This window comes from uncultured Tateyamaria sp., assembly GCF_947503045.1.
GTDB lineage: Bacteria > Pseudomonadota > Alphaproteobacteria > Rhodobacterales > Rhodobacteraceae > Tateyamaria.
The window spans coordinates 17901-41019 of sequence record NZ_CANNCF010000004.1 but is presented as its reverse complement, the minus strand read 5'-3'; the positions used below and the strand labels follow the sequence as shown (position 1 = coordinate 41019).

Sequence of the window (23119 nt, the reverse complement as noted above, 5' to 3'; positions counted from 1 at the left end):
ATCCGACGCTACGGTGCGGCCCGTATTTGCTGACTTCCGCTGCAATCGCAAATCCAGTTGGTTGCTGGACTCACACAATGCGGACAAAGCCGCCCTAAGTCCCACACTTGAAAACGGCTGCTTTCATGAGCTCAGTGGTTTTTTGCTACAATCTCTCCTTTCCGATTGATGTAGCAATACCGTTGGTAGCGGTAGTCGTCATGGCTGCCCGAGACGCTCGCGAGTCCGCCCGAGAAATCAGACGCGCCATAGAATTCACGCGGTATGACAACTGCCCCTGTTTTGTCGATAAATCCGGTTTTGTCGTGTTGTCGTATTGAAGCGAGTCCTTCGTAGAAAAAACCCATACGGATGTCAGGTGCAAATACCATCGGCTTCCCATTCTCGCCTAGCATGTATTTTCCGTAAGCATCGACATAGACAGCATCGCCATCGTGGCGTTCCCAACGCAACAGCGCTAGCCCATCCGAGATAGTTGGACATGTCGGACCCTTCATCCAATGATTTGGGGGCAGTTGTCCGACAATCTCTCCAGCAATGGTTTGGCTTGGACACATCTGAGTGACACGGTCGAAATATTGCACAAGGCCATTCTCCACGCGGGAAAAATCCGACCAATCTTTGACAGACTTATTGATTGGTACGACTTCATTTCCTTGGAAGTCGATAACGCCAAAGCGTCCATCCCGCATGACAGACAAATATGGTTCGCTTTTCGAGGTGCTCGTCCAGTTTAGTACAGCAGGAACAACAACATCCCCGTCACGGTTCATAATTCCTTTGGGTGCATTGAGCCCGGGTGCATCCTGAAAAATATAGTGACCATGCAGCGCGTTAATGATGTACCCTTCGAACCGGATATCGCCATTTAGGTCCATCGCGTAGTACTTGCTTCTGCCTCGGTAAATACGGTCACGCCCGTCTTGGACATAGGCCCAGGGCGATTTGTGATCGAGACGATGCTCTACCGGAAAGATACCGGCATCATCGGGCGGTACATACCATAAATTAAAAATGTCAGATGCCATCTCGAAAACTATCTGTCCGGTCTTATCAATTACAAAATGCTGATTGGCTTGCTTGACCCACGCGTATCCACTGGAGCTGAATTTCGACTGATGAGAAAAATCAAAATCCTGAGGTATGACCACGTTACCGGCATTGTCGATGAAGCCCATTTTCTGCGGCCATTCGCGCCCATATGGTGCCGGAAAAGGTTGTGGCAGGTGAGACATGATCAAAAAGATTCATAGTTTGAGCTCGAAGCGATTGAGCGATATCAAGCGACCTTGTTACAGTCGAAAAATACAGGTCTTCTAGCGTGCAACTTGCCTTCCATGTTCGAACACTTCAAAAGCCGACATTGGCTGCAACGCAGAAGAACTGCAAGATGGGCTCCAAACGGACTTTCGCCGCAGTTTGAGCCAACAGCCGGTAGGCGGGACAAATCGACAGATCGCCCATATCGTTCAATGGCTGACTTCGAAGTATCTTGTATGCATCGAACGACATCAAAAATGGGCAGAATCCCGTCGCTAACTCATCTAAGGGCGCTGACGGAAACCGCACCAAAGTGAGGATAAGCGATGGATCGGATGCCCCTTTTCCGGTTCAGGATTGCGCTGCAGATTTATGCGAAACTCCAACACTGGGGACGCGAAACAGAAGCAGCAGGTCACGTGGCCCGGCTCTGCATGCGAAACAAGTGAAGAGGCGCAAAAAGACGCCGTGGCCAGGAGACGTCCGTACATGAGTCTGACCAGGTTAATCGAAGAGAAGACCAGGCCCAGACATAAATATTCCGAGGCCGTGATGTCTTTTTGCGTCGCGGTAGATATCTGGCCAATGCCATCGGTGGGTATCTAATAAAATAATCTAAAACTGCAGACTGCGGGCTTGGATTGGCGGATCATTGAAATTTTGCCGATCACCATCCCATCGGCATCAAGGTGCCAATCTTTGCCATTTCAAAGTGATGCACAATGTTCTGTCGATAATACATATCAAAATTGCCCGTCTGCATAAGGGCCTGATATGTGTCGGCTGAAACGCCATCGACACGGTAAAGGCATCCGTTTCTAAATTCCACCTGAAGCGCGCACTGCTGTGGGTCGTATCCAATAGATGAAACCATGGACGAGCGGACAAGCGCGCGCTCGATTTCTGGCTCAGTCGATGGTTCGTGCCATAGTTCAGAATAAACCTTAACGGATCGCTTCAGAGCCTGAATAAGAAATGATTGCGGCATCGGCTGTACCTCTTGGACACGGTTCAAGTCTAAATTCAAACCATGCAAATCCGTCTGCAAATTTGCCGGATATGCGCTTTGCCGTCACCGGTATGCTTAATAAATGACGTAGAACCTGTCTGGTGCCGAGAATTCCGGCATTCATCAAAATGGAAAACGCCACCTTTAGATGTCTAAGGGCGACGTGCTTCGAATCCGCTAAACTGTAAACGTGAGGTTTGGGACCGGTCTTGGCTGACATGTCTTGGAAAAAGGTGGATTGATGCAAATAAAACCTAGGGGCATAGCTAAAGCTTTGCGCAGTGACCTACGCCAGAGTTTGATCGCGGTTTCAGCAAGTGTTTTGATGCTTTCATCACAATCCGCCACGGCTGATATGACGGATCAAGAATTTGAAGAACGGGTGCGAACCTATCTTCTTGCGCATCCCGAGATCATTCTCGAAGCGATGGAAACGCTGACAGAGCGCCAGAGGCGCACGGCACAAACAGCGCAAATCGCAGAATATGCAGAAATGTTTGAAGAAACCCCGGTTCTGGGTATCGGACCCGAACAAGCCAAGCACACCGTCATTGAATTTTTCGATTATCGATGCGCACCGTGCAAAGCACTGCATCCCAAATTAAAGGCCGCGTTGCAAGATCATCCAAACATCCGCGTGGAAATGCGGCATTTGCCCATCCTGTCACCCGGATCAGAACGCGGGGCACGGTTTGCGCTGGCCGTCAAGAACATTGGCACCCCCGAGCAATATAACGCGGTGCATGAAGCCTTGTGGGCACTCAAAGGCCCCCTGCAAGCGCCCGCGTTTGAAAAGATCGCGCGCGCGCAGGGGTTGGATTGGGCCATGGTGCAGGCTGAAATGAAGGGCAACGCTGTATCTGACCGGATCACCACCAACCGGGACATTGCGATTGATTTGCAGATCCTAGGCACACCAGCATTTGTGACACCCACATCCGTCAGCTTTGGGTCAACGGATGCGGTGGGACTGGTGGCCGATTGGCTCAGTCAATGAATGCCTTCTCGACCACAAAATGTTTGGGGTCCGAATTGGCCCCTTCGATCAATCCGTGGTCTTGGCAGATCGACATGATGTCCTTGTTCAGGGCCAGATTGCCGCACACCATGACGCGGTCGGCGTCGTTCTTCCATGCAGGCAAACCAAGGGCCGAGAAAATGCACCCGTCGCGCAAGTGATCGCTGATCCGGCCTTCGATATCTGATGGCTCTCGGGTGGTTGTGGGATAGTATTTCAGCTTGTCCGCCACCAGTTCGCCAATCAACGGATCATCCGGCAAGGCCTCAACCAGCTTGCGCCCATAAGACAGCTCAGCATTTGTGCGACAAGTGTGCGCCAGGATCACTTCCTCGTATTGCTCATACGTTTCAGGATCGCGCAGAAGTGAGGCAAAGGGGGCGACACCGGTGCCGGTGCACACCATCCACAGCCGTTTTCCCGGCAAAAGCGCGTCCAGCACCAATGTGCCAACGGGCTTGGGGCGCAGGATAATCTCATCCCCCGGCTCAATCTTTTGCAGGCGCGAAGTCAGAGGGCCGTCGGGCACCTTGATCGAGTAGAATTCCAGCTCTTCATCCCAACTTGGCGATGCGATGGAATAGGCGCGCAGCAGCGGCTTTCCGTCATCTTTGAGCAAGCCGATCATCACAAATTCGCCGGAACGAAAGCGCAGCGACTGGGGGCGTGTTACCCTAAAAGAAAATAGCGTGTCAGTCCAATGATGCACAGAAGTGACGGTCTGTGCATCTGGCATGATCTTGGCAGGTGTCGCGGTTTGAACATTCATGTCAGTGTCCTTTAAGCCGCCTCAGCGGCGGGTTTCTCGGAAAAATGGCTTTCAAGCTTGCCCGTCTGCCCGTCGAGTTCTTCGGCGGTAGGCAGCGGGTCTTTGGCTTCGGTGATTACGGGCCAGATTTTTGCGTATTTTTCGTTGAAGGTGACCCATTCTTCCATGCCGTCTTCGGTGTCGGCACGAATCGCATCTGCCGGGCATTCGGGCTCACAGACGCCGCAGTCGATACATTCGACTGGATCAATGACGAGCATGTTCTCCCCTTCATAGAAGCAGTCTACGGGGCAAACGGACACGCAATCGGTGTATTTGCAGGCGATACAATTGTCAGTGACTACGAATGTCATGGCGCGCTCTCTTTGATGATTTTGCCCAGCTTGCCGCGGCGCAGAAATCCCGTCCGTAAACAAATTGCTATTGAGCGATTCTGCGATGCGGCAATCTGGGATCAACAAAAGGGGAAGAAGATGATTGACCGCTTGGACGCCACGCCAGACTGCAGCCACTTGATCGTTGAATGGAAAGGTGGTGCGACAACAAAACTGCCCGCCGCCATCCTGCGTCGTGAGGCGCGGGATGCCTATTCTACAAGGGCAAGAATCGACAATGGCGAGATTGCAGTGGCTGATGGGCTGACCATTACCAACCTCGTGCAGGTGGGTGCCGCAGGCGTAAACGTCCATTTTTCAGACGGTCATGACCGCGCCGTCTACCCTTTTGTCTATCTTCGCGAGCTTTCTGACCAATACGGAAACTAATTGACATATGCCGCGCTGCAGCAGCGCACAGGCTGAGAACAACCTTAAAGGACTGGAGCTTTTCATGGATGAAATACTGGATGGAACGACGCAGATTGATTGCGACATCCTGATCATTGGCGGCGGCACCGCTGGCCCGATGGCCGCGATCAAAGCTAAGCGCAAAAACCCAAACGCAAATGTCGTATTGCTCGACAAAGCCAATGTGAAACGCTCCGGAGCTATTTCCATGGGCATGGACGGGCTGAACAACTCGGTCATTCCCGGATATGCCACGCCAGAGCAATACACCAAAGAGATCACCATCGCGAACGACGGCATCGTCGATCAAAAGGCGGTCTATCGCTATGCTGAGGAATGCTACAGCATCATCGAAGAGCTGGACCAGTTTGGCATCCGGTTCCAAAAGGACCAGAACGGCGAGTATGACGTCAAGAAGGTGCACCATATCGGCACCTACGTTCTGCCTATGCCCAATGGCGATACCGTCAAAAAGGCGCTCTATCGTCAACTGCGCAAAGCGCGGATCAACATTGTAAACCGTTACATGGCGACGCGCTTGCTCACGGGCAACGGCCGCATTGCGGGTGCTGTGTGTGTAAACACCCGCACGGCAGAGTTTTTGGTAGTGCGTGCCAAGGCTGTGATCATGTCGTTGGGTGCTGCAGGGCGTTTGGGGCTTCCGTCCTCTGGCTATCTTTATGGCACCTACGAGAATGCGTCGAATTCAGGCGAAGGCTATTCCATGGCCTATCACGCAGGCGCGGGCCTTGCGAACCTTGAGTGCTTTCAAATCAACCCATTGATCAAGGATTATAACGGTCCGGCTTGCGCTTATGTCGCGGGTCCGATGGGGGGCTATACGTCGAACGCGCAGGGTGAGCGGTTTATTGAATGCGACTATTGGTCCGGCCAGATGATGCAGGAATTCTACGATGAATTGCAGGGTGGGAAGGGGCCGGTTTATCTGAAACTGAACCACCTGGCCGAAGAAACTGTGGCCGAGATCGAGCGTGTTCTGCACATCGTGGAGCGCCCCACGCGGGGGCATTTTCACAAAGGGCGCGGGACGGATTACCGCACAGATATGATTGAGATGCACATCTCCGAGATCGGGTTCTGTTCCGGTCACTCCGCCAGCGGTGTGTTTGTGGATGAGCGCGCGCGCACCACCATTGATGGCCTTTATGCTGCCGGTGATATGGCGAATGTGCCGCACAACTATATGCTGGGTGCGTTTACAAACGGGGCCTTTGCGGGGCTGGATGCGGTGGATTTTGTCAAAGACGTCGACTTCGCCGACTTCGACATGGGCGAAGTTGATGCCGAGCGCACGCGCGTTCTGGCACCGACCAAACGTGACGATGGCGTTCCACCAAATCAGATCGAATACAAGACCCGCCGCTTGGTGAACGATTATCTTCAGCCGCCAAAGGTCACGGCCAAAATGGAGCTGGCGCAGCGTCGTTTTGAAGAGGTGCGTCACGACATGGAAAATGAAATGTATGTGCGTGACAGCCACGAATTGATGCGTTCGCTTGAGGCCTCCGCGATCATGGATTGCGCTGATATGGCGGCGGCGGCGTCGCTTTACCGCACGGAAAGCCGCTGGGGTCTTTATCACAACCGTGTCGAATACGAGCGGGATGATGAGAAATGGTTCTGCCACACGATCCTGACCAAAGGCGACGATGGCAAGCCAGCGCACAGCAAGAAAGCGGTCGATGAGTATATCGTCGAAATCGATGATGAAGAAAAAGATGCCTACAACAATCAACGTGTGACCAAAACGGTTGCGGCGGAATAAGGAACAAGATCATGCCCCTCGCTCAAACCTCTACCATTGTCCCTGTTGTTGTCGATGATGCGCTTTGCATCGCGGACAAAGGTTGCACCGTTTGTGTTGATGTCTGCCCTTTGGATGTCTTGCGCATTGTCGAAGGCCCGGATGGCAGCCCCGTTACGGCGCACATGAAGTATGATGAATGCTGGTACTGCATGCCCTGTGAAGCGGATTGCCCAACAGGTGCCGTTACCGTGAATCTACCCTTTTTGTTGAAGTGAGACGGATATGAACGCGCTCTTTGAAGACTTCGATGAAATTGGTGAACTGGCCGAAGCGCTGGATGATCCGTCTCCGGGCGCGCGCATCATGGCCGTGATCGAACTAGCCGACAGCGCCGATCCTGCCGCGATCCCGCATCTGGCACGCGCCATCGCGGATGAAGCGCCGGGAGTTCGGAAGCAAGCGGCACTGGCACTGACGGATTTTGACGGGCCAGAAACGGCGGCGGCATTGGTATCCGCGCTGACGGACAGCGATCCTTCGGTTGTCGAAGCGGCGGCGATCAGCCTGACAGAGCTTAAGGACCCCGCGTCTGGGGATGCGATCCTGCCTCATCTTGGGGATAACGACACGGTCAAGTTACGGGCCTGCCTTGCCGGGATCAAAGAACTGCGGCGGCCTGAGGCCATGGGCCCTGCGATCACAGCTTTGCAGCACGCCGATGCGGGGGTCCGTATTGAAGCCGTTGGCGTGATTGGTTGGCTTCAGGATGAGGGATCACTGCCCGCTTTGCGAGATGCCGCAAAGGACAGTGACACGCAGGTACGCCGCACCGCGCTTGCCGCACTGGGTTTTTCCAATTCAGAACACGCCGAGGCGACGTTGATCAAAGGTCTGGAAGACCCTGAATGGATCGTCCGTGAATCCGCCGCTGAAACGCTGGCCAAGACGGGGCATGAAACCTGTGTTTCGATGCTGCGTGCTGCACTTGATGATGAATACTGGCAGGTGCGTGTCAAGGCCGTGCGCTCCCTTGGGAAGTTGAAGGCAACGCAGGCTGCGATAGAAATTGCGCCTATGATGGATGTTCCTGTGCCGAATTTGCGCAAGGAATGTGCCGCGGTTTTGGGCGAAATGGCCGTGCCAGAGACACTGCCGTTTCTCGAAAAATACAAAGACGATCCCGACCCGGATGTCCGCAAGAACGTGCGATGGGCATTGGGAAAAATGGGCGTGAAATAGCCCTTTTTCGGTCGATAAAATTGGACCCTTTTTTGCACCCTTTGGCAATCGCCATGGGGTGTTATTTGCGCTCAGAAAAACACTTTAAGTTATTGAATTTAAATTAAAAATTTTCCGACTGATTCTTAATCAACTACTAATTTTTTGATTTTTTCACGTCTAATTTTCACCCGAAAAGCCGGGTTTTTCGCTTATCTTTTGTGCTTTGTGAATATTAGGCAAATTCACCTTCGAAAATGCTGCGCGTTTCAACTGATGGCCTCGATACTGAAGGAGACAAAACAAAAAATACCTAACAATGGAGAACAAGATGGAACTGAGAACAAGTTTGAAATCTGCACTGCTGGCCGCAACCCTGATGCCACTTGGATACGCAGCACAAGCCGAGGAGATTTCGATCGCAGTCGGTCACCAGTCGATGTGCACTGATACCTATACAGCTGGGATCGTGATCAAGGAGCTAGGCCTTTTGGAAAAGCACCTGCCGACAGATGGCAAATATGCAGACGCGGAATATGACATCACCTGGGCTGACTACAGCTCAGGTGGTCCGATCACAAACCAGATGCTCGCGAACAAGCTGAACTTTGGCGTGATGGGAGATTACCCGCTGATCGTGAATGGGGCAAAATTCCAAGAGACCGACAGCCTGCGCACCGTCTATGTCGCGGGCACGGGCTATAACCTTAAAGGATCGGGCAACGCGATTGTCGTTCCAGTTGAAAGCGATATCTATTCAATCGATCAGCTGAAAGGCAAAGAAGTCTCAACCCCCGTTGGTTCTGCCGCATGGGGTATGTTGCTTAAGGCGATGCAGGACAATGGCATTCCGACATCCGAGTACGTTTTGAAAAATCAGAGTCCAGCGGTTGGCGCTGCTAACATTGCGGCGGGTAAGATCGACGCGCATTCCGATTTCTGCCCCTGGTCTGAAATAATGGAATATCGCGGCACAGGTCGCAAAATCTTTGACGGCTCGGAAACGGGAGTTCCTTATCTGCACGGCGTTGTTGTACGTCAGGACTTTGCGGAAGAATACCCGGAGGTTGTTCAAGCCTTCATCAAGGCAGTCTACGAGGCTGGCGAGTGGATCCGCGAAGATCCAATGCGCGCCGTGACTGAAATGGAAAGCTGGACAGGTGTGGAGAAAGAGGTTCTGTATCTCTACTTCTCTGAAGGGGGGCACCTCACGCTGGAACCTTCCATCAAAACAGAATGGGTCGATGCACTGAAGTTCAATCATAGTGTTCTGGTAAAGGAAAAGGCGATCCCACCACTCGATTTCGATGCTTGGATTACCGAAGACTATCTCAAGGCAGCATATGCCGACATGGGCGTCGACTATGAGGCGGACAAAGCCACGATGGTTGACCCTGAGGTCGCGAACAAAGGGCTGCCCATGGAAATCTGGCACTCTCGTGATGGCGTCAGCACCTATGCATCTGCGGCCGAATTCCTAAAGGGCATGGCGGATATCCGCGCCACCGCGGCATTGGTGAACGCCACTTATGTTTATGACGCTGAAACAGGTCTGAAGCTCTTTGGTAAGACCGCGTTCTGGGTCAAAGCGGGCAACAACTATGCGACGTTCCTGCGCAAGGGCGAGGCAGAGGCCTATGCCAGCGCAAATTCAGGCGCGGTCATAACCTTCGACGAAGCGATCGCGGAATTCGCATCCGAAACCTGAACCACCACCGGCATAGATCTCGGGCGGGAAACCGTCCGAGATCCTATTAGGCCTGCAGGCACCAACCTAGATGGAAGGCAATTTCATGCAGCCACTTGCGAAAACCGAGGAGGCAGTGACGAAAGCCGCAGAGGAAATCGCGGTCAAAGCGGTCCCTGCTGCGGCAACGTCTAAACTCTCCCGCATCCCTCCAGACCTTTTGCAGAACGCCGGGATCGCTCTGGTCTCGCTCAGCATTGGTGTCGTTTTGTGGCACATCGCCACGGCAATAAACCTGGATTTCTATATCAACTTCTCGAATGTGCCGGCACCGCTCAAGGTGTTCACAGCCTTTATTGCCCATATTCAGACCGAGATTTTCTGGACACATATCGGCGTGTCCATGCGCCGTATCCTGATCAGCTATTCCTTCGCGGTCGTGCTTGGTATCGGGATCGGCCTGATCATGGGGCGCTCACGCATCGCGCGCGCATTTGTGATGCCCTATATCGAAGTCATCCGACCCATTCCTGCGGTTGCTTGGATCCCGCTGGCCATTCTGATGTGGCCGACCGAAGAAAGCTCGATCATATATATCACCTTTCTTGGGGCGCTGTTCCCGATTGTTCTGAACACCTTGCACGGTGTCGAACAAACACCCGAAGTTCTGGTGCGTGCGGTGCAATCGCTCGGGGCGTCGCGGTTGGATGTGTTCCGCCATGTTGTGATCCCTGCCGCCCTGCCGTCCATTGCCGCTGGATTGGCGATTGGCATGGGCGTCAGCTGGTTTTCTCTGCTCGCTGGAGAGATCATCTCGGGTCAGTATGGGATCGGGTATTTCACTTGGAATGCTTACAGCCTGATCAACTACCAGGACATCGTGGTGGGAATGTTGGTGATCGGTGGCCTCGGCACAGCCTCAACCGCGGCGGTGAAATACGCCACATCGCCAATGCTCAAATGGCAAAAGAGGGCGCGCTGATGGATATTCTGACAACAATTGGTCACCCCATGCGGCAGGACTGGCGGCGCATGGTGGTCATGGGGCTGATGTTTGCTCTTTTGATGCAGGTCTTGATGATGATTGCCCTGATGGTGCGATTTCAAGCCTTGCCAAACTACGTGGTTGGATATGACTGGATTGGCAACGTCATCCACATCATCAAGTCAACCCCGTCTTGGTCCGACATCTTGCCCATCGTCAATCAGGAATGGCTGATTGAGATTGGCAAGATGAACTATGACTACGGCACCGGCATTTCGGAATGGAGCCTGAACGTGGTGCCCATCCGTATGATGGTCTTGTTTTTGCTGGGGGCTCTCGTTGCACTCTGTCTCAGCTTGCTGCGCCGTCACCAATGCGACGTCACAACCGGAACAACGCTGCGTGCGACGACCGGGATCGGCACGATCCTGATCGCCATGACCAACGCAACAATGAGCTGGGTGGTCTGTTGCGCGGCTCCGTCCTGGGTCGTGGGACTGGCGATGCTGGGCTTAGGGGTGTCGACCTCACTGGCTCTTGAATCCATGGGGCCGGCGCTCAATCTCGCGGGCTTTGGATTGCTGCTTTGCACCATCGTCTATCTGGCGTGGCGCAAAACGCGCCTGCCTCAGCTTATCAACAGGGGCCTGAAAAATGCTTGATGTTCTGAAGTTCAAGAAGCCAGAGGGCGCTCCAGTGGCCCACGCCGACAAGGGTGAGATCAAGATCAACGAGGTCTCGATCACTTTCGGGCGCGGTGCCACGACGCACAGGGCGGTCGAGACGACATCGATTGACATCGCTGCCGGAGAGTTCGTCTGTATCCTCGGGCCGTCTGGCTGTGGTAAATCCACGCTGCTCAACGCGGTTGCGGGATATGTTGAACCAACCACCGGCACTGTCACCGTGGACGATGTTGAAGTGAAAGGCCCCGGACCTGATCGCGGAATGGTGTTTCAGCAATACTCGTTGCTACCGTGGAAAACGGTCTACGAAAACGTGGCCTTTGGCCCCAAAATGGCCGGTGCCTCTCGGACTGAGGCAGGCTCGGTTGCGAATACCTTCCTAGGCCTTGTCGGCCTGAAGAAATTTGGTGATCGCTATCCTTCGGAGCTGTCTGGCGGCATGCAGCAACGTGTTGGGATTGCCCGCGCGCTGGCCAATTATCCCAGTGTGCTGTTGATGGACGAACCCTTTGGCGCGCTGGACGCGCAGACCCGTTTGATGATGCAGGAAAGCCTGCTGGATATCTGGCGGAAATTTGGCACCACGGTTGTCTTTGTGACCCATGATGTGGATGAGGCGGTATTCCTTGCTGACCGCGTTCTTATCATGAGCGCGGCCCCCGGCCGGATCATCGAAGACGTCCGGATCACGCTGGACCGACCCCGTTCGACCGATATGGCCACGACGCCCGAATACATGGAAGCGCGGCAGTTCTGTCTGGACACGATCAAATCCGAGAGCCGCAAAGCCTTTGCGGAGCAAAACCAATGATTCAATTTGGCCCGCTGATGTTTGCCTTGGCCCTTGCGACCAGCGCACAGGCGCAGGTGCAGGGTGTCATGCTGGACGATCCCGTTCCCCTGCCCACATTCACATTCCACGATGAAAACGGACAAACCTACGCGAGTAGTGACCTAACGGATCAATGGACGCTGGTGATGATCGGTTTTCTTACCTGTCCGGATGTCTGCCCTTTTACGTTGGGCAACCTGGAAGCCGCCGTGGCTGAGACCGGCATGCGTGTGCGGCCGGACAACGTGCCCAAGGTGTGGTTCCTGTCCGTCGATCCTGATCGCGATGCGGAATACATCAGCGAATACGGACCATTCTTTCATCCCGACTTTCGCAGTATGACCGGCACACGCGAGAATATTGATGCCTTTGTTGAGATTTCTGATGGCTACTACCGGTTGATGCCGCCGGATGCGGACGGCGCTTATGACGTGCAGCATACATCGGCTGTGTCTGTCATCGCGCCGGATGGCACGCTCAGGGCCAAATTGCAGCCGCCGTTTGACCCCGGCCTTACGGCAGAATTTCTGGCACGTCTGCAAATCACCTACCGCAAGGGGCTGTTCCAGTGATCCGATTCTGTGCAACTGCGGCCCTATTGATGACTGCGACCACCGCTGTGGCGGAAGGCGTCAAAGCCATTGATGCTTATGTGCCCCAATCGCCGCCCGGTGCTATGGCGCACGCGGCCTACATGAGGTTAGAGAACACCACAAACAGACTGCGCAGTGTGATCGGGGTGGAGGCCTCAGGCTACGGGATGGCCCATCTGCACAGCAGTGAGACAAAAAACGGGGTCGCCATGATGAGCATGGTGCATCAATTGGACATCGCGCCCGGGCAAAGCGTGTCGCTTGAACCCGGCGGTCTCCACATCATGTTGATGGGGCCCGCGGTGCCGGCAAAGGTCGGCGACACCGTCGATCTGCAATTTCTGTTCGCTGATGGTGAAACACTGACTGTCGCTACCCAAGTCAAAACCCGGCAAAGCGGATCGTGAAGTCCTTGGTCGTACCCTGTGCGCTGCTCTGGGCCTTGCCCGCTGCTGCCGATTTCGATGCTGCCAGCTATCCCCCTTATGAGACTTGCGCGCTTTGTCACGGATTGTTTGGGCAGTCCCGGACGGATAAATTTCCACATCTGGCCGGACAAAAGCCTGCGTATATTCGCGCGCAATTGGACGCGTTTTTGTCAGGTGAACGCACAAACGACGGCGGCCAGATGAGCAGCATCGTGACAGAGCTTAAACCTGAGGATTTCGCCGTTGTGGTTGACTGGTTCTCGGAACAGGACCCGCCAAGTCCTTCAACGCAACCTACAGATGATGCGGGAATGTCGTTGGCGCAAGAAGCAGGGTGTCTTGAATGTCACGCGAGTGCAGAGAACGCCCCATATGTGACAGCGCAGCATGCGGGCTACCTCGCAAAGCAAATGCGCGACTTCCGCGATGGTGTGAGGACAAACAGCGCGGCGGCTGAGATGCACCGGGAATTCTTTCAATCGATGGAGGATGGTATTGATCAAATTGCCGCGTATTTGGCGTCGCTGGAAAGAACTCCATGACAGCAATGAAACCAATTCCAGACACCGATCCAAGTGCGATTTTTCTGTCCGAGTACCTGCTTGAGATTAACAAGGGTGCTGGTTTTTTGTCCTCACTCTCATCTGATGACCAGAAACAGGTGCGCAGAAACGGGACAAGATGCAAAGTGGCCAAAGGCGAAGGGGTGTTTTTTCAGGGCGATCCGCATACAGGTGTGTGGGTTGTCGAAAAAGGGCGCATCAGGACATATTATGCCGGGCCATCAGGGCGTGAGATCACGCTGGCCTATTGGAGTGTGGGACACTTTATCGGCGGGCCCGAGGTGTTCGGGATGGGACGTCACGTCTGGTCCGCTGACGCGCTTGAGGATTGTGAATTGCTGTTTGTGTCTGGTGCAAGTCTCCTTCGACTGGTGCGCGAAATCCCTGATGTTGCGGTCGCTGTGATCAATGGCTTGGTCAACAAAGGCAAGTGTTACTCTGCGCTGATCCAGATGTTGGGCACACGCACGGTTTCGGAACGGCTCCAGCAATTGCTGGTGATTTTGGCTGAAACATTTGGCCGTCATGAGGAAGGCCAAATCGTCGTCGACCGCGACATCACATATGATCAGATCGCGACTATTGTAGGGGCCACCCGCCAATGGGTGACGCAATCGCTGGACCGGCTTCAAAATGAAGGTGTCCTAAGGGTGAGCAGGAAAGAAATCACCATACTGAGGTTGGAAGAACTCTATTCTTGATTGAATGCGAATGCGCAATTTAGTCCAAATGACAGGTTGATGACAACCTATGGCCGACTCTGCGATACACGGGAATGTCAAAATCAGTACAAGGGCATTTTTATGATCATTCCAATGTTGAAGTCCCGCGACTATGTCGAAATTGATGATTGCAATAACTGCATAGTACGCAGTCAGCTCCCTGGCGCATTGTGCAGAATTGAGCAATATGGGCTCACACCCGACCTCGGAGGCAGCGCAGCAATCATGTGATATGGTACCTCGTCAACGTCGGGTTGTCGTTGTGGAGGGCATGGCGGATCGGAGGATCAGTCATGGAAACACCAAACCTACCGGCCATTCGCGCACTTCGCCCAGCGTGGAACAAGGGCCGCATCGTTGGCCAGAAACGCCCGTTGAAGCCTAAACACGTTTGGGCGATCCGAGTTCGACTGGAACTGGCCGAGAACCATCGCGACCTCGCGTTGTTTAACATGGCAATCGACAGCAAGCTGCGCGGCTGTGACCTAGTGAAGATGAAAGTCGTCGACGTCATTGCGTCTGGCCAGATCAAGGAACGGGCATCGGTGCTACAAAGCAAGACACAGAAACCTGTGCGGTTCGAGATATCCGAAGGCACACGTGCCTCGGTCGAAAAGTGGATGGAAGATGAGCTCATGGTCGGCTCAGAATACCTTTGGCCAGGCCGATTTCACGAGCGCCTGCACATCTCGACACGCCGGTATGCACGGATCGTCAGAGATTGGGTCACGTCGATCGGTCTTGAAGCGAGCGCATATGGCACGCATTCGATGCGGCGGACAAAGGTGACCCTGATCTACAAGAAGACAGGCAACTTGCGTGCTGTTCAGCTTCTCCTCGGACACACGAAGATGGACAGCACGGTGCGATACCTTGGCGTTGAACTTGAAGATGCACTGGCGATCGCTGAGGCCATCGAAATCTGACGCAATCGGGCCGTCTTCACGGGCGGCCCATTCCCGCCGTTCACCAACCGATCCAGATGCTGCGGATGCATTCGCAAAGCCGACATTGGTCTTCCTGGAGGCGAGTTTAACTGAATTGCGGTCGGCATGCCGCTTCTGCCAGCTCGATCGGGGGCAGATATTAGATAGCGGGCTGACAGTTTGAAGCCCTGACCGCTCTTCAAAATTTGGGAATTCGGAAGATACTTCGAAAATGGTACCTAGAGTCAGGACTTCGGTAACGGGGTCATCTGAGTCAAGCGATTTTGCGCAATCAAATTGATCCGCCAAGGCGGTTCGTTCGGATCGGTTATGCCTGTACCTACTTTCTGGCTGTCTTCAGCTGAGGTTCTTCGGGTACATGCTTCGGTTCGTGGTCAGCGCGGCGGCTGCCAACATGATGCTGGTTCGATGTAATTCCGATGTGCCCATCTCATAGGCGTGCTTGGCTTTCATCAGCGACAATCCTGACCACGGCATCATCGGAACCACGTCCCTGCGGGACCTCGACAGCCTGCGATCAGGCAGGCAACGGGCAGTGGGTCATGCGGTCAGGCAAAGTTCGGCGCGGCATCCGGTTGGAAGGTTGTGCCATCGACCCAAATCCGATGGAGGATGACGGCGATGCGGCGTGCGAGGGCGACCATGGCGATTTTGCGCCCACGCCGCTGCGCGAGCAGGGCTCCCCATGTTCTCAGCCATGTCGATCGGCCACGATTCATCATGACGGTAGCTGCCTGGCACAATGCTCGCCTCAGATTGACGTCACCAGCTTTGGTGATGCCGCCTGATACGTCCCGTTCACCGGATTGGTTACGTGATGGTGTCAAACCAACCCAAGGGCCAATCCTCTTTGAAGACCGAAAGCGGACCGGATCATCGACTGCAGAACGGAAGGTTAGCGCCACGACGGCACCGATCCCTGGCATCGTCATTAGGCGGCGGCATACGGGGTCGTCCGCAGCCAACTGGCGTACTTGCTTTTCGAGACCGGCCAGCTCCTGTCGCAGAGATGCTCTGGCCCGCAACATAGGTGCTGTCGCGGTTTCCAACATTGAATTGCCATCCGCCAATTCCCGAATACGCGCCTCAAATCTACCGCGAGAGATCGCACCGACCTTCAGACCAAAGTTCCGGAGCAATCCTCTCAGCGACATTTCCAAGGCGATCATGTTCTGCTGAATGGCCTTTCGGGCGCCGAGAACAGATCGGACTTCCTGAGCAGATACAGACTTACAGTGAACTGGACGGAACCAGCCGAGGTGAAGAAGGCGCGCAATCCCTTCGGCGTCGCGGCGGTCCGTCTTGATCGGCATCGCTTTTAGAGCACCTTTCACCTGACGCGTTTCCATGAGCACCGCAGCAAGGCCCGCTTCGGTCAGTCCGGGGTGCAGCCATTGCGACAATGGCCCAGCCTCCAGGCCAATAGCCGCGATGCTGCCGTCCAGATCGTCCAGCCAGCGCGCCAGAACCTCGGGTTCGCTCTCAGTCTCTGCCTCGGTGATGATCTTGCCGTGCTCGCTGATCACGCAGACCGAGGTCTTCGAAAGCGATACATCCAATCCAACAAAAAACTTCATCCCGTCATCCTCCATGTGGGTTCAATACGGGAATGGCGACAACGCGGTGCTGATCTGACAAGTGGCAACGGCGGCGCGTGACGCAGGCCCCGTTACGGCATCTCATAGCCAATAGATGACGATCGCTGCCAGCGCGCAGGCCGAGAGGAATAGGATCAGGCATCGGTCGTATCGGGTCGCGATCCTGCGCCAGTCTTTGAGCCGGGCGAACATGTTCTCGATCCTGTGGCGCTGGCGGTAGAGGTCAGCGTCGTGCGGGATCAGGACCTTCCGACTGATGCGGGATGGAATGCAGGGCGAAATACCCATCTCGATCAGCGCGTTGCGGAAACAATCGGCATCGTAGCCCCGGTCTGCCAGCAGCGATCCGGCCCGAGGAATGGAAGACAAGAGCGCCCGTGCGCCAATGTAATCCGAGGTCTGGCCCGCCGACAGGAACATCCGGATCGGGCGGCCCTTCGCATCGGCCAGGACGTGCAGCTTCGAGTTCAGCCCGCCCTTCGTCCGGCCGATCAGCCGTCCGCGCCCCCCTTTTGAACCGCAAGGCTCGACGCGGTCCGGTGGGCCTTCGTATGGGTCGCGTCGATCATCACGATCTCGGTCTCCTGCGCCTGCGCGGCCAGCTCGGTCGTGATGGTGGCGAACACGCCCATCCGACTCCACCGCTTCCAGCGGTTGTAAAGCGTCTTCGGCGGCCCATAGGCTGCGGGCGCGTGCTTCCACATCAACCCATTGCGTTGAATGAAGATTATTCCGCTCAACACCCGCCGGTCATCGACCCGAGGCTTGCCGCGAGACTTCGGAAAGAACGGCCGCAGCCGCTCCATCTGCCCATCGGTCAGCCAGTAAAGCTCGCTCATGATCCCTCCCAATGATGGGAGTTTGAATCATGCCGAGGGCCCTCGCTCAAGCAAATTTATAGGTCCTGACTCTAACCCATCCCACCGCCCACAGGCTGCCCATATTCGGCAATAAACTCGTTCATCACCTCTTCAAAGGCATCCTGATCAACCACCCTGTCGAAGTTCTCCAGCAGGATCGTCAGCAGGTAGTTGTTCCCAAAATGCCAATCCTCGTTGAGCGCCCGGAGACCGGCGTAAGCTTCTTCGGTCATTGCCGCATTGAACCGCTTGGGCAGCGGCAGTCGATTAGCTTTCGTCATCGTCTTCTCCACATCCTGAATCCGGCTCTGTGGAACCGGCGCCCGTTTCCTCGGCCTCTTTCGTCCCGCGCCAGAACACAGTGTGAAGCCCGGCCATGCTCCCCGGTTCCGCATTGCGGACCACGGCCATCCTGTCGGCCATGTCCGCTACATCCGGGAAGGGACCGCCCCGTTTTTCGGGAGGTGCCAACATTTTCAGACCGGCGCATTGGTGACAAATTCCCCGCTTGCTGACCAAGGCACAAAGCCCGTCAAACTTGTCCTGCATCGCCGTTCTGGCGGCGGCCAGCCGGTGCCGCAGAACACTGTCGGAGATGCCAAGCACCGTAGATGCCTCGCGCGCAGAGAGGTCCATCACGTCGCGCATGACCAAAGCGGCTTGCTCATCAACCGGCAAGGATCGCCCGACACAGGCAAAGCAATAAGCGATATGCTCGCGCACCTCATAGGCATACTCGGGTGAAGATGCCGCCGCCACAACCTCGCCCGACAATTCTTCCGAGCCAGCACAGAGATTGGCATAGGCCACCTGCGCCTCGGTTCGCCAGCGTTTCTGCGTCCGCAGATGATCCGTCGCAGCATTGGCAACGATTGAAGCCACCCACGTCGAAAAAGCGGCGCGGCCACCAAATCCACCGATCCCATTCCAGGCCTTGAGCAGGGCGTCTTGCAGAACGTCCTCGGCATCCTCGGGATGTCCGATCATGCGCGTCGCGATCCGGCGCAGTTTTGGCAAGTCCGCCCCAACAAGTCGATCAAACGCCGACTTGTCTCCGTTTTGCGCTTGCTGAACGAGTGTGTCAGGCATTTTCGGGGTCCTTTCTGCACGCCATACCCCCAGCAATAACGCCGATGGCAAAGAACACGAAGCCTGGCAGGGCCTGCATGAACGGCAGGTGGCCGGGGATCAGCAGGAACAGGATCAACCCAATCTCAATAACAAGGACAATGCCGGTATTGATGGCCAGCCCGGCCTCGGAGTTGTTCCAGTTCATGCGCGCCGCAATGCCCCCGACCACGAGCGCGATGGCCAACAACAGAAACGCAAAATAGCCCAGTATGGCGCCCGTGGCGGCGGGCAAGGCGCCCTCGCCGACGCCATAAATAACATATCCCGCCTCAGGCCCGCCCGACATCACCGCCGCAAGGATCGCGCCTGCGCCGACGATGTGCAAAAGTGCCCAAAGCCCAAAACCCACGGCGCCGATTTTTGCTGTAACAGTCATGACAATCTCCCTTTGGTTGGTCATGACTGTTAGACGGAATGGCGCGATGTTTCCGCCAAAGTATTGATATTTCAGGCTTTTAAGTCAGCCATTCTCATAAGAAAATCTAAGAAGCTGCGCCAGTTCATCATCAATGTCCGCCTCTGACAGAACATCAATCCGATGGCTGCACATGCCTTTCATAGGAACCGCGCGTTCGGATTTTGTCTGGCCGGGCAGGTTCAGCCCGATTTGCAGACGCTTTGCAGACGGCGCCTGCACAAGGGCAAACATCTTGTTGCGACGGTAAGCCACGCCGGTTTTCTGTACGACTTCTGTGACGTCGCCCCAAAGCGCCTGACACATCGCCGCAACTTCGGAAAAGAGCGGGCGTAGCGCTGCCTTGGCCCCTGCATACTGCGCCTCCAGCATTGCGTCGTCGCTTTGCGGCCCTCCATCTAGTTGGGTGCGAACCGCATGCGCCAAAAGGTTCGCATTGCCATGCCCCAAGCCGTAGGTGTCTTTGAACAGTTTCAACATCTGGCCGTGTTTCTGGACTGCGCTCGCCCTGACCTCGGCTACATGCTGATCCAACGATTTGCCGGTTGCCCGGAGCACATTTTCCAGTTGTTTCTCAGCGGCAGTCTTTTGATCAGTCATGGGGCAAGCCCCCGCGATGCGCCTCGGCGTAGGCCTTCAATGCTTCCATTTCCTTTGCAGTCGTGCGCCGGAACATCCCCGGCATCAGTATTGTCATGATCCGCAAGACCCCGGTGCAGCGAAATTCGCTTTCCAGCCGCCACTCTGTTCCGCCAGAGCGATCGCGTGAAAATTCATATCGGACACGGTTCCAGGCCGAAGGCGCTTCATAGACGGCTGTCAGACCATTCGGAAGATCAGAAACTTCCACAGTCTCCGTCATATTGATAACCCGCTTGCCGTACCGATGCGTCATGGCGGATCGGGCCCCTTGCTGGGGTACTTCACCGCCTACTACCTCATGGCTGATCAGCGATTTTTGCCATTTGAGCATGTGTTGCGGATCAAACATGAACCGCAAAAAGTCTTCTGGTGGGCAATTACAGTGGCCCGACAAAACGTACTTCATGAATCGTCCTCCTGTTCACCCGCCACCATTGGCAGAGATCAGGCGCGCTCGTATTGTAAGAATTCCGCAATCAAAGCTCTGGAACAAACCCGGCTGCATTTTCGAGGGTTTGGTCATCGAAATGCCTGCGCTGCGCCAAGACATAGCCCGTTGGCGTGTGCCCGGTGTGATGGCGAAAGGCCTTCACAAAATGCGATTGATCGTACCAGCCATATTCCGCAGCCAGCCCCGCCCAATCGATAACCGCACGAACATCCAGTTCGGCGAGTAACCGGCGCATTTTCAACAGGTTGGCCAAGGATCGCGGTGTAATGCCAACGACTCTGGCAAACGTCCGATCCAGGTTCGAAACACTCATGGCAACCCGATCTGCGACGCCCGCAATTTGTAGCTTTGGGTCGGCTTCCAACAGGTCGATAGCCGCGGCGCAAGCCATCTCCGAGCGCGTTTCAGGCTTCAGCGCGCCCGCAAGGTGTTGCTCAAGCCATAGCAACATGTCCTTTCCGGGTTTGAGCCGCGAAAGCTCTTGGCGAATATCAATCGACTTGCTCCAAGAATGTGCAAGATCGGCCACTCTTCCACGAAATTTCGCCGGCGAAATGCCAAACAGCCTATTTGCGCTGGTGGGCTTGGCGACAATGCCGACGGCAAACGTCTCGCCATGAGGACGATTGATCAACGGTCCGTCATGCGGGCCAATCAAAAGCCCAAACTTAGAGATTGTCTTGGCCCTCGCATCCGCGATTGAGGCCTGTTCAATCGCATCGCCAAGCACAAAGATCGCAACAACCGATCCGGTTGGCGCGATGTGTTCCTGCTCATACGGAACAGTGCCTCGCGCAAACCACAACGATGCGACCGCGCTGCCAAGCGCACCCGTAGGTTCGAGGACTTCAAATTCAAACGGAAAACCGGAATTCATGCGGTTCAGTTTACGGGACACGGCGATCAATGGCGAGATACCCGGCATCCTAACCCGCGAGCCAACGACCGGAGCGGCGAAAAAAATATTTACCCCCCGAACCCTTTGCCTGTCCTGCGGTGTCTTACCTTTGACACCAGATGGAGAGGAAGTTCATGACGACGAAATTTGAAACCGCATTAATCATCGGCGCAGGCCGAGGCACCGGGCGCGCTTTGGCGCCAAAACTGGCCGAGGCTGGCACAAAGGTGACGGCGGTTGCCAGAACCGCCAGCGATTTGGAAACGCTGGCATCCGAACACGAAAACATCATTACCCAAGTCGGCGATGGCGCTGCCGGGATTGCCACAGGATTGCTCGAGGAAATAAAGCCTGACCTCCTCGTCCTCGCGGGCGGCATTTCACCCAAGATGAGCAGCTTTCAGGATCAAAGCTGGGAAGAGTTTAGCGCGACGTGGAATGCGGATACCAAAACCACTTTCGACTTCTTGAAGTTTGCTGTTACACTCCCGATGAGCAAGGGCGGCACCATCGTAACTTTGTCGAGCGGCGCGGCCATAAGCGGGTCGCGGCTCTCGGGCGGTTATGCCGGGGCAAAGCGGATGCAGCATTACCTGACCAACTATGCGGCGGGTGAATCCGACAAGCGCGAATTGGGCCTCAGATGCTATACGATCTACACAAACCAGTTCATCGCGGGGACCAAGACCGCAGATATTGCCTCACGCGCCTATGCCGAAGAGGCGGGAATGACGCAAGCGGCCTTCATGGCTCGATGGGCAAAACAGGTCACGCCCGAAAGCTTGGCAGATCGGGTGCTTGAACTGGTCGACCCCGACGCGGCCAATGCCCCCGGCGCTTGGACGGTTACGGGAGAAAAGATGGAGCCATTTGGCTGAATGGGAAATGAAGCTCATGAAGATGGCTACGCCGCATTTGTCGCGGCGTTGCCCGGTCTGCGGGCCGAGATGCACCGGTATCTCGCCCGCATGACCGGTTCCGTCATTGATGGCGAGGATGTGCTTCAGGATGCGTTGCTTTCTGCGGCCGTGGCTTTGCGCGAGGGCGAGCAGGTTCAAAACCTGCGCGCATGGCTCTTTCGCATCGCCCACAACACGGCCTTGAACTCCTTCCGCGCGCGCGGTCGGGAAAGGGCAGCCAAGGCTGAGCTGATCAACCTGCCGCCCAACCCCGCCACAAACGCAGAGGCCATGATGCCCGAAGCCCTAACTCCTTACATGGCGCTGACACCTATCCAGCGCAGCACAATGATCCTGCGCGACGTGATTGGATATTCAGCCAAGGAGGTCGCCGACCTGACCGGAACCAGCGAAAGCGCCGTCAAATCGGCGCTTCACCGAGGCAGGGCAGCGCTGGCCAAGGCCCGCGCAGAACACACCCCTGCCCGGTCGGAACTGGACGCCCAAAACCGGCGCTTGCTGCAAGAATATGTCCGCCTGTTCAACGCCCTCGATTTTGATCGCATCCTCGACATGCTCAGGGAAGAAGTGCGTCTCGAACTGGTCTCGGTCGAAGGGCGCACAGGCAAGCAGGCGGTGTCTGGTTACTTCGGCAACTACGCCAAACGCACGGACTGGCAAATGGCCGCTGGCGCGGTGGAAGGCCAGCCTGCGATCCTGGCCTTTGACCGGAACGCACCTACGGACCGCCCGATCTACTTCGTTCTGCTTGAATTCGCCGATGACCGGATAGCAGGCATTCGGGATTTCCGCTACGCGCGATATGCAGCGATGGACGCTGAATATTCCTTGCCATAAGCAACGGCCCTTAGACGACATTCGGATTGCGCAAAACCGGCATACCTTGTTCCCCAAGACCGGACATTGATGAGGTGAGCGGCATCCTGCGGAATGG

The 23119-nt window shown here is 55.4% G+C and carries 28 protein-coding genes; 16 read left to right on the top strand and 12 right to left on the bottom strand.

The window, feature by feature from the left end; translation table 11 throughout:
- Positions 1 to 131: 131 nt before the first annotated feature.
- The gene (locus Q1A89_RS16445) at positions 132 to 1178 is read right to left on the bottom strand and encodes a WG repeat-containing protein (protein ID WP_299730716.1); all 1047 of its coding nucleotides are present in this window, start codon (positions 1176 to 1178) and stop codon (positions 132 to 134) included.
- 749 nt (positions 1179 to 1927) lie between these two features.
- The gene (locus tag Q1A89_RS16440) at positions 1928 to 2275 is read right to left on the bottom strand and encodes a KTSC domain-containing protein (protein ID WP_299730713.1); all 348 of its coding nucleotides are present in this window, start codon (positions 2273 to 2275) and stop codon (positions 1928 to 1930) included.
- Between the two features lie 217 nt (positions 2276 to 2492).
- Between Q1A89_RS16440 and Q1A89_RS16435 the strand changes: the two genes are divergently transcribed.
- Entirely contained in the window at positions 2493 to 3266 is a 774-nt protein-coding gene (locus Q1A89_RS16435; RefSeq protein ID WP_299730711.1) for a DsbA family protein, read from the top strand.
- Here Q1A89_RS16435 and Q1A89_RS16430 read toward each other — a convergent pair.
- A complete protein-coding gene (locus tag Q1A89_RS16430) occupies positions 3256 to 4056 on the bottom strand; it encodes a ferredoxin--NADP reductase (RefSeq protein WP_299730708.1) in 801 nt (266 codons plus the stop codon). The two genes, Q1A89_RS16435 and Q1A89_RS16430, sit on opposite strands and share 11 nt — an antisense overlap.
- Before the next feature lie 11 nt (positions 4057 to 4067).
- Positions 4068 to 4409 (bottom strand): ferredoxin FdxA, encoded by a 342-nt coding sequence (gene fdxA / locus Q1A89_RS16425; protein WP_299730705.1) that lies wholly within the window; start codon positions 4407 to 4409, stop codon positions 4068 to 4070.
- Between the two features lie 15 nt (positions 4410 to 4424).
- Here fdxA and Q1A89_RS16420 point away from each other — a divergent pair, with 15 nt between their 5' ends.
- From Q1A89_RS16420 to Q1A89_RS16360, 13 genes are all read left to right on the top strand, one after another.
- Positions 4425 to 4820, top strand: a complete 396-nt coding sequence (locus Q1A89_RS16420; protein ID WP_366524503.1) for a DUF971 domain-containing protein — start codon at positions 4425 to 4427, stop codon at positions 4818 to 4820.
- Positions 4821 to 4884: 64 nt separating this feature from the next.
- Complete coding sequence (locus Q1A89_RS16415; RefSeq protein WP_299730703.1) at positions 4885 to 6627, top strand: fumarate reductase/succinate dehydrogenase flavoprotein subunit; 1743 nt, start codon at positions 4885 to 4887, stop codon at positions 6625 to 6627.
- An 11-nt stretch (positions 6628 to 6638) separates the two neighbouring features.
- Positions 6639 to 6884, top strand: a complete 246-nt coding sequence (locus tag Q1A89_RS16410) for a ferredoxin family protein (RefSeq protein WP_299730701.1) — start codon at positions 6639 to 6641, stop codon at positions 6882 to 6884.
- Positions 6885 to 6891: 7 nt separating this feature from the next.
- Positions 6892 to 7848: a HEAT repeat domain-containing protein gene (locus Q1A89_RS16405; protein ID WP_299730698.1), complete on the top strand. Its 957-nt coding sequence runs from the start codon at positions 6892 to 6894 to the stop codon at positions 7846 to 7848.
- A 310-nt stretch (positions 7849 to 8158) separates the two neighbouring features.
- Positions 8159 to 9535: an ABC transporter substrate-binding protein gene (locus tag Q1A89_RS16400; protein ID WP_299730695.1), complete on the top strand. Its 1377-nt coding sequence runs from the start codon at positions 8159 to 8161 to the stop codon at positions 9533 to 9535.
- A 115-nt stretch (positions 9536 to 9650) separates the two neighbouring features.
- Positions 9651 to 10496, top strand: a complete 846-nt coding sequence (locus Q1A89_RS16395; protein ID WP_299730692.1) for an ABC transporter permease — start codon at positions 9651 to 9653, stop codon at positions 10494 to 10496.
- Complete coding sequence (locus tag Q1A89_RS16390) at positions 10496 to 11161, top strand: hypothetical protein (RefSeq protein WP_299730689.1); 666 nt, start codon at positions 10496 to 10498, stop codon at positions 11159 to 11161. The genes Q1A89_RS16395 and Q1A89_RS16390 overlap by 1 nt, the downstream gene beginning before the upstream one ends.
- Complete coding sequence (locus Q1A89_RS16385) at positions 11154 to 11996, top strand: ABC transporter ATP-binding protein (RefSeq protein ID WP_299730686.1); 843 nt, start codon at positions 11154 to 11156, stop codon at positions 11994 to 11996. The genes Q1A89_RS16390 and Q1A89_RS16385 overlap by 8 nt, the downstream gene beginning before the upstream one ends.
- Positions 11993 to 12589 (top strand): SCO family protein, encoded by a 597-nt coding sequence (locus tag Q1A89_RS16380; protein ID WP_299730683.1) that lies wholly within the window; start codon positions 11993 to 11995, stop codon positions 12587 to 12589. The genes Q1A89_RS16385 and Q1A89_RS16380 overlap by 4 nt, the downstream gene beginning before the upstream one ends.
- Positions 12590 to 12618: 29 nt before the next feature.
- Positions 12619 to 13017: a copper chaperone PCu(A)C gene (locus Q1A89_RS16375; RefSeq protein WP_299730680.1), complete on the top strand. Its 399-nt coding sequence runs from the start codon at positions 12619 to 12621 to the stop codon at positions 13015 to 13017.
- On the top strand, positions 13014 to 13580 hold the full coding sequence (locus tag Q1A89_RS16370; protein WP_299730677.1) for a c-type cytochrome: 567 nt from the start codon (positions 13014 to 13016) through the stop codon (positions 13578 to 13580). Before Q1A89_RS16375 ends, Q1A89_RS16370 begins: the two co-directional genes overlap by 4 nt.
- Positions 13577 to 14302, top strand: a complete 726-nt coding sequence (locus Q1A89_RS16365) for a Crp/Fnr family transcriptional regulator (protein ID WP_299730674.1) — start codon at positions 13577 to 13579, stop codon at positions 14300 to 14302. The genes Q1A89_RS16370 and Q1A89_RS16365 overlap by 4 nt, the downstream gene beginning before the upstream one ends.
- 314 nt (positions 14303 to 14616) lie before the next feature.
- A complete protein-coding gene (locus Q1A89_RS16360; protein ID WP_299730671.1) occupies positions 14617 to 15249 on the top strand; it encodes a tyrosine-type recombinase/integrase in 633 nt (210 codons plus the stop codon).
- Between the two features lie 569 nt (positions 15250 to 15818).
- Here Q1A89_RS16360 and Q1A89_RS16355 read toward each other — a convergent pair.
- From Q1A89_RS16355 to Q1A89_RS16320, 8 genes are all read right to left on the bottom strand, one after another.
- On the bottom strand, positions 15819 to 16847 hold the full coding sequence (locus Q1A89_RS16355; protein WP_299730668.1) for an IS110 family transposase: 1029 nt from the start codon (positions 16845 to 16847) through the stop codon (positions 15819 to 15821).
- A gap of 102 nt (positions 16848 to 16949) precedes the next feature.
- Positions 16950 to 17707 (bottom strand): IS5 family transposase gene (locus tag Q1A89_RS16350; protein WP_299730664.1). Its coding sequence is split into 2 segments (ribosomal slippage): positions 16950 to 17389 and positions 17389 to 17707, totalling 759 coding nucleotides; the frame shifts between segments, so codons are not numbered across the junction.
- Between the two features lie 71 nt (positions 17708 to 17778).
- Positions 17779 to 18009: a hypothetical protein gene (locus Q1A89_RS16345; RefSeq protein WP_299730662.1), complete on the bottom strand. Its 231-nt coding sequence runs from the start codon at positions 18007 to 18009 to the stop codon at positions 17779 to 17781.
- A complete protein-coding gene (locus tag Q1A89_RS16340) occupies positions 17996 to 18817 on the bottom strand; it encodes an RNA polymerase sigma factor (RefSeq protein ID WP_299730659.1) in 822 nt (273 codons plus the stop codon). The genes Q1A89_RS16345 and Q1A89_RS16340 overlap by 14 nt, the downstream gene beginning before the upstream one ends.
- Positions 18810 to 19235: a hypothetical protein gene (locus tag Q1A89_RS16335; RefSeq protein WP_299730656.1), complete on the bottom strand. Its 426-nt coding sequence runs from the start codon at positions 19233 to 19235 to the stop codon at positions 18810 to 18812. Before Q1A89_RS16335 ends, Q1A89_RS16340 begins: the two co-directional genes overlap by 8 nt.
- 84 nt (positions 19236 to 19319) lie before the next feature.
- Positions 19320 to 19874 carry a DUF5655 domain-containing protein gene (locus Q1A89_RS16330; protein ID WP_299730654.1) on the bottom strand — a complete coding sequence of 185 codons (555 nt, stop codon included), beginning with the start codon at positions 19872 to 19874 and terminating at the stop codon, positions 19320 to 19322.
- Positions 19867 to 20322: an SRPBCC family protein gene (locus Q1A89_RS16325; protein WP_299730652.1), complete on the bottom strand. Its 456-nt coding sequence runs from the start codon at positions 20320 to 20322 to the stop codon at positions 19867 to 19869. The genes Q1A89_RS16330 and Q1A89_RS16325 overlap by 8 nt, the downstream gene beginning before the upstream one ends.
- A 70-nt stretch (positions 20323 to 20392) precedes the next feature.
- On the bottom strand, positions 20393 to 21292 hold the full coding sequence (locus tag Q1A89_RS16320; RefSeq protein WP_299730650.1) for a helix-turn-helix domain-containing protein: 900 nt from the start codon (positions 21290 to 21292) through the stop codon (positions 20393 to 20395).
- Positions 21293 to 21399: 107 nt separating this feature from the next.
- Here Q1A89_RS16320 and Q1A89_RS16315 point away from each other — a divergent pair, with 107 nt between their 5' ends.
- On the top strand, positions 21400 to 22143 hold the full coding sequence (locus tag Q1A89_RS16315) for an SDR family oxidoreductase (protein ID WP_299730648.1): 744 nt from the start codon (positions 21400 to 21402) through the stop codon (positions 22141 to 22143).
- Positions 22144 to 23022 carry a sigma-70 family RNA polymerase sigma factor gene (locus tag Q1A89_RS16310; RefSeq protein ID WP_299730646.1) on the top strand — a complete coding sequence of 293 codons (879 nt, stop codon included), beginning with the start codon at positions 22144 to 22146 and terminating at the stop codon, positions 23020 to 23022. It abuts the gene before it with no gap.
- Positions 23023 to 23119 lie beyond the last annotated feature (97 nt).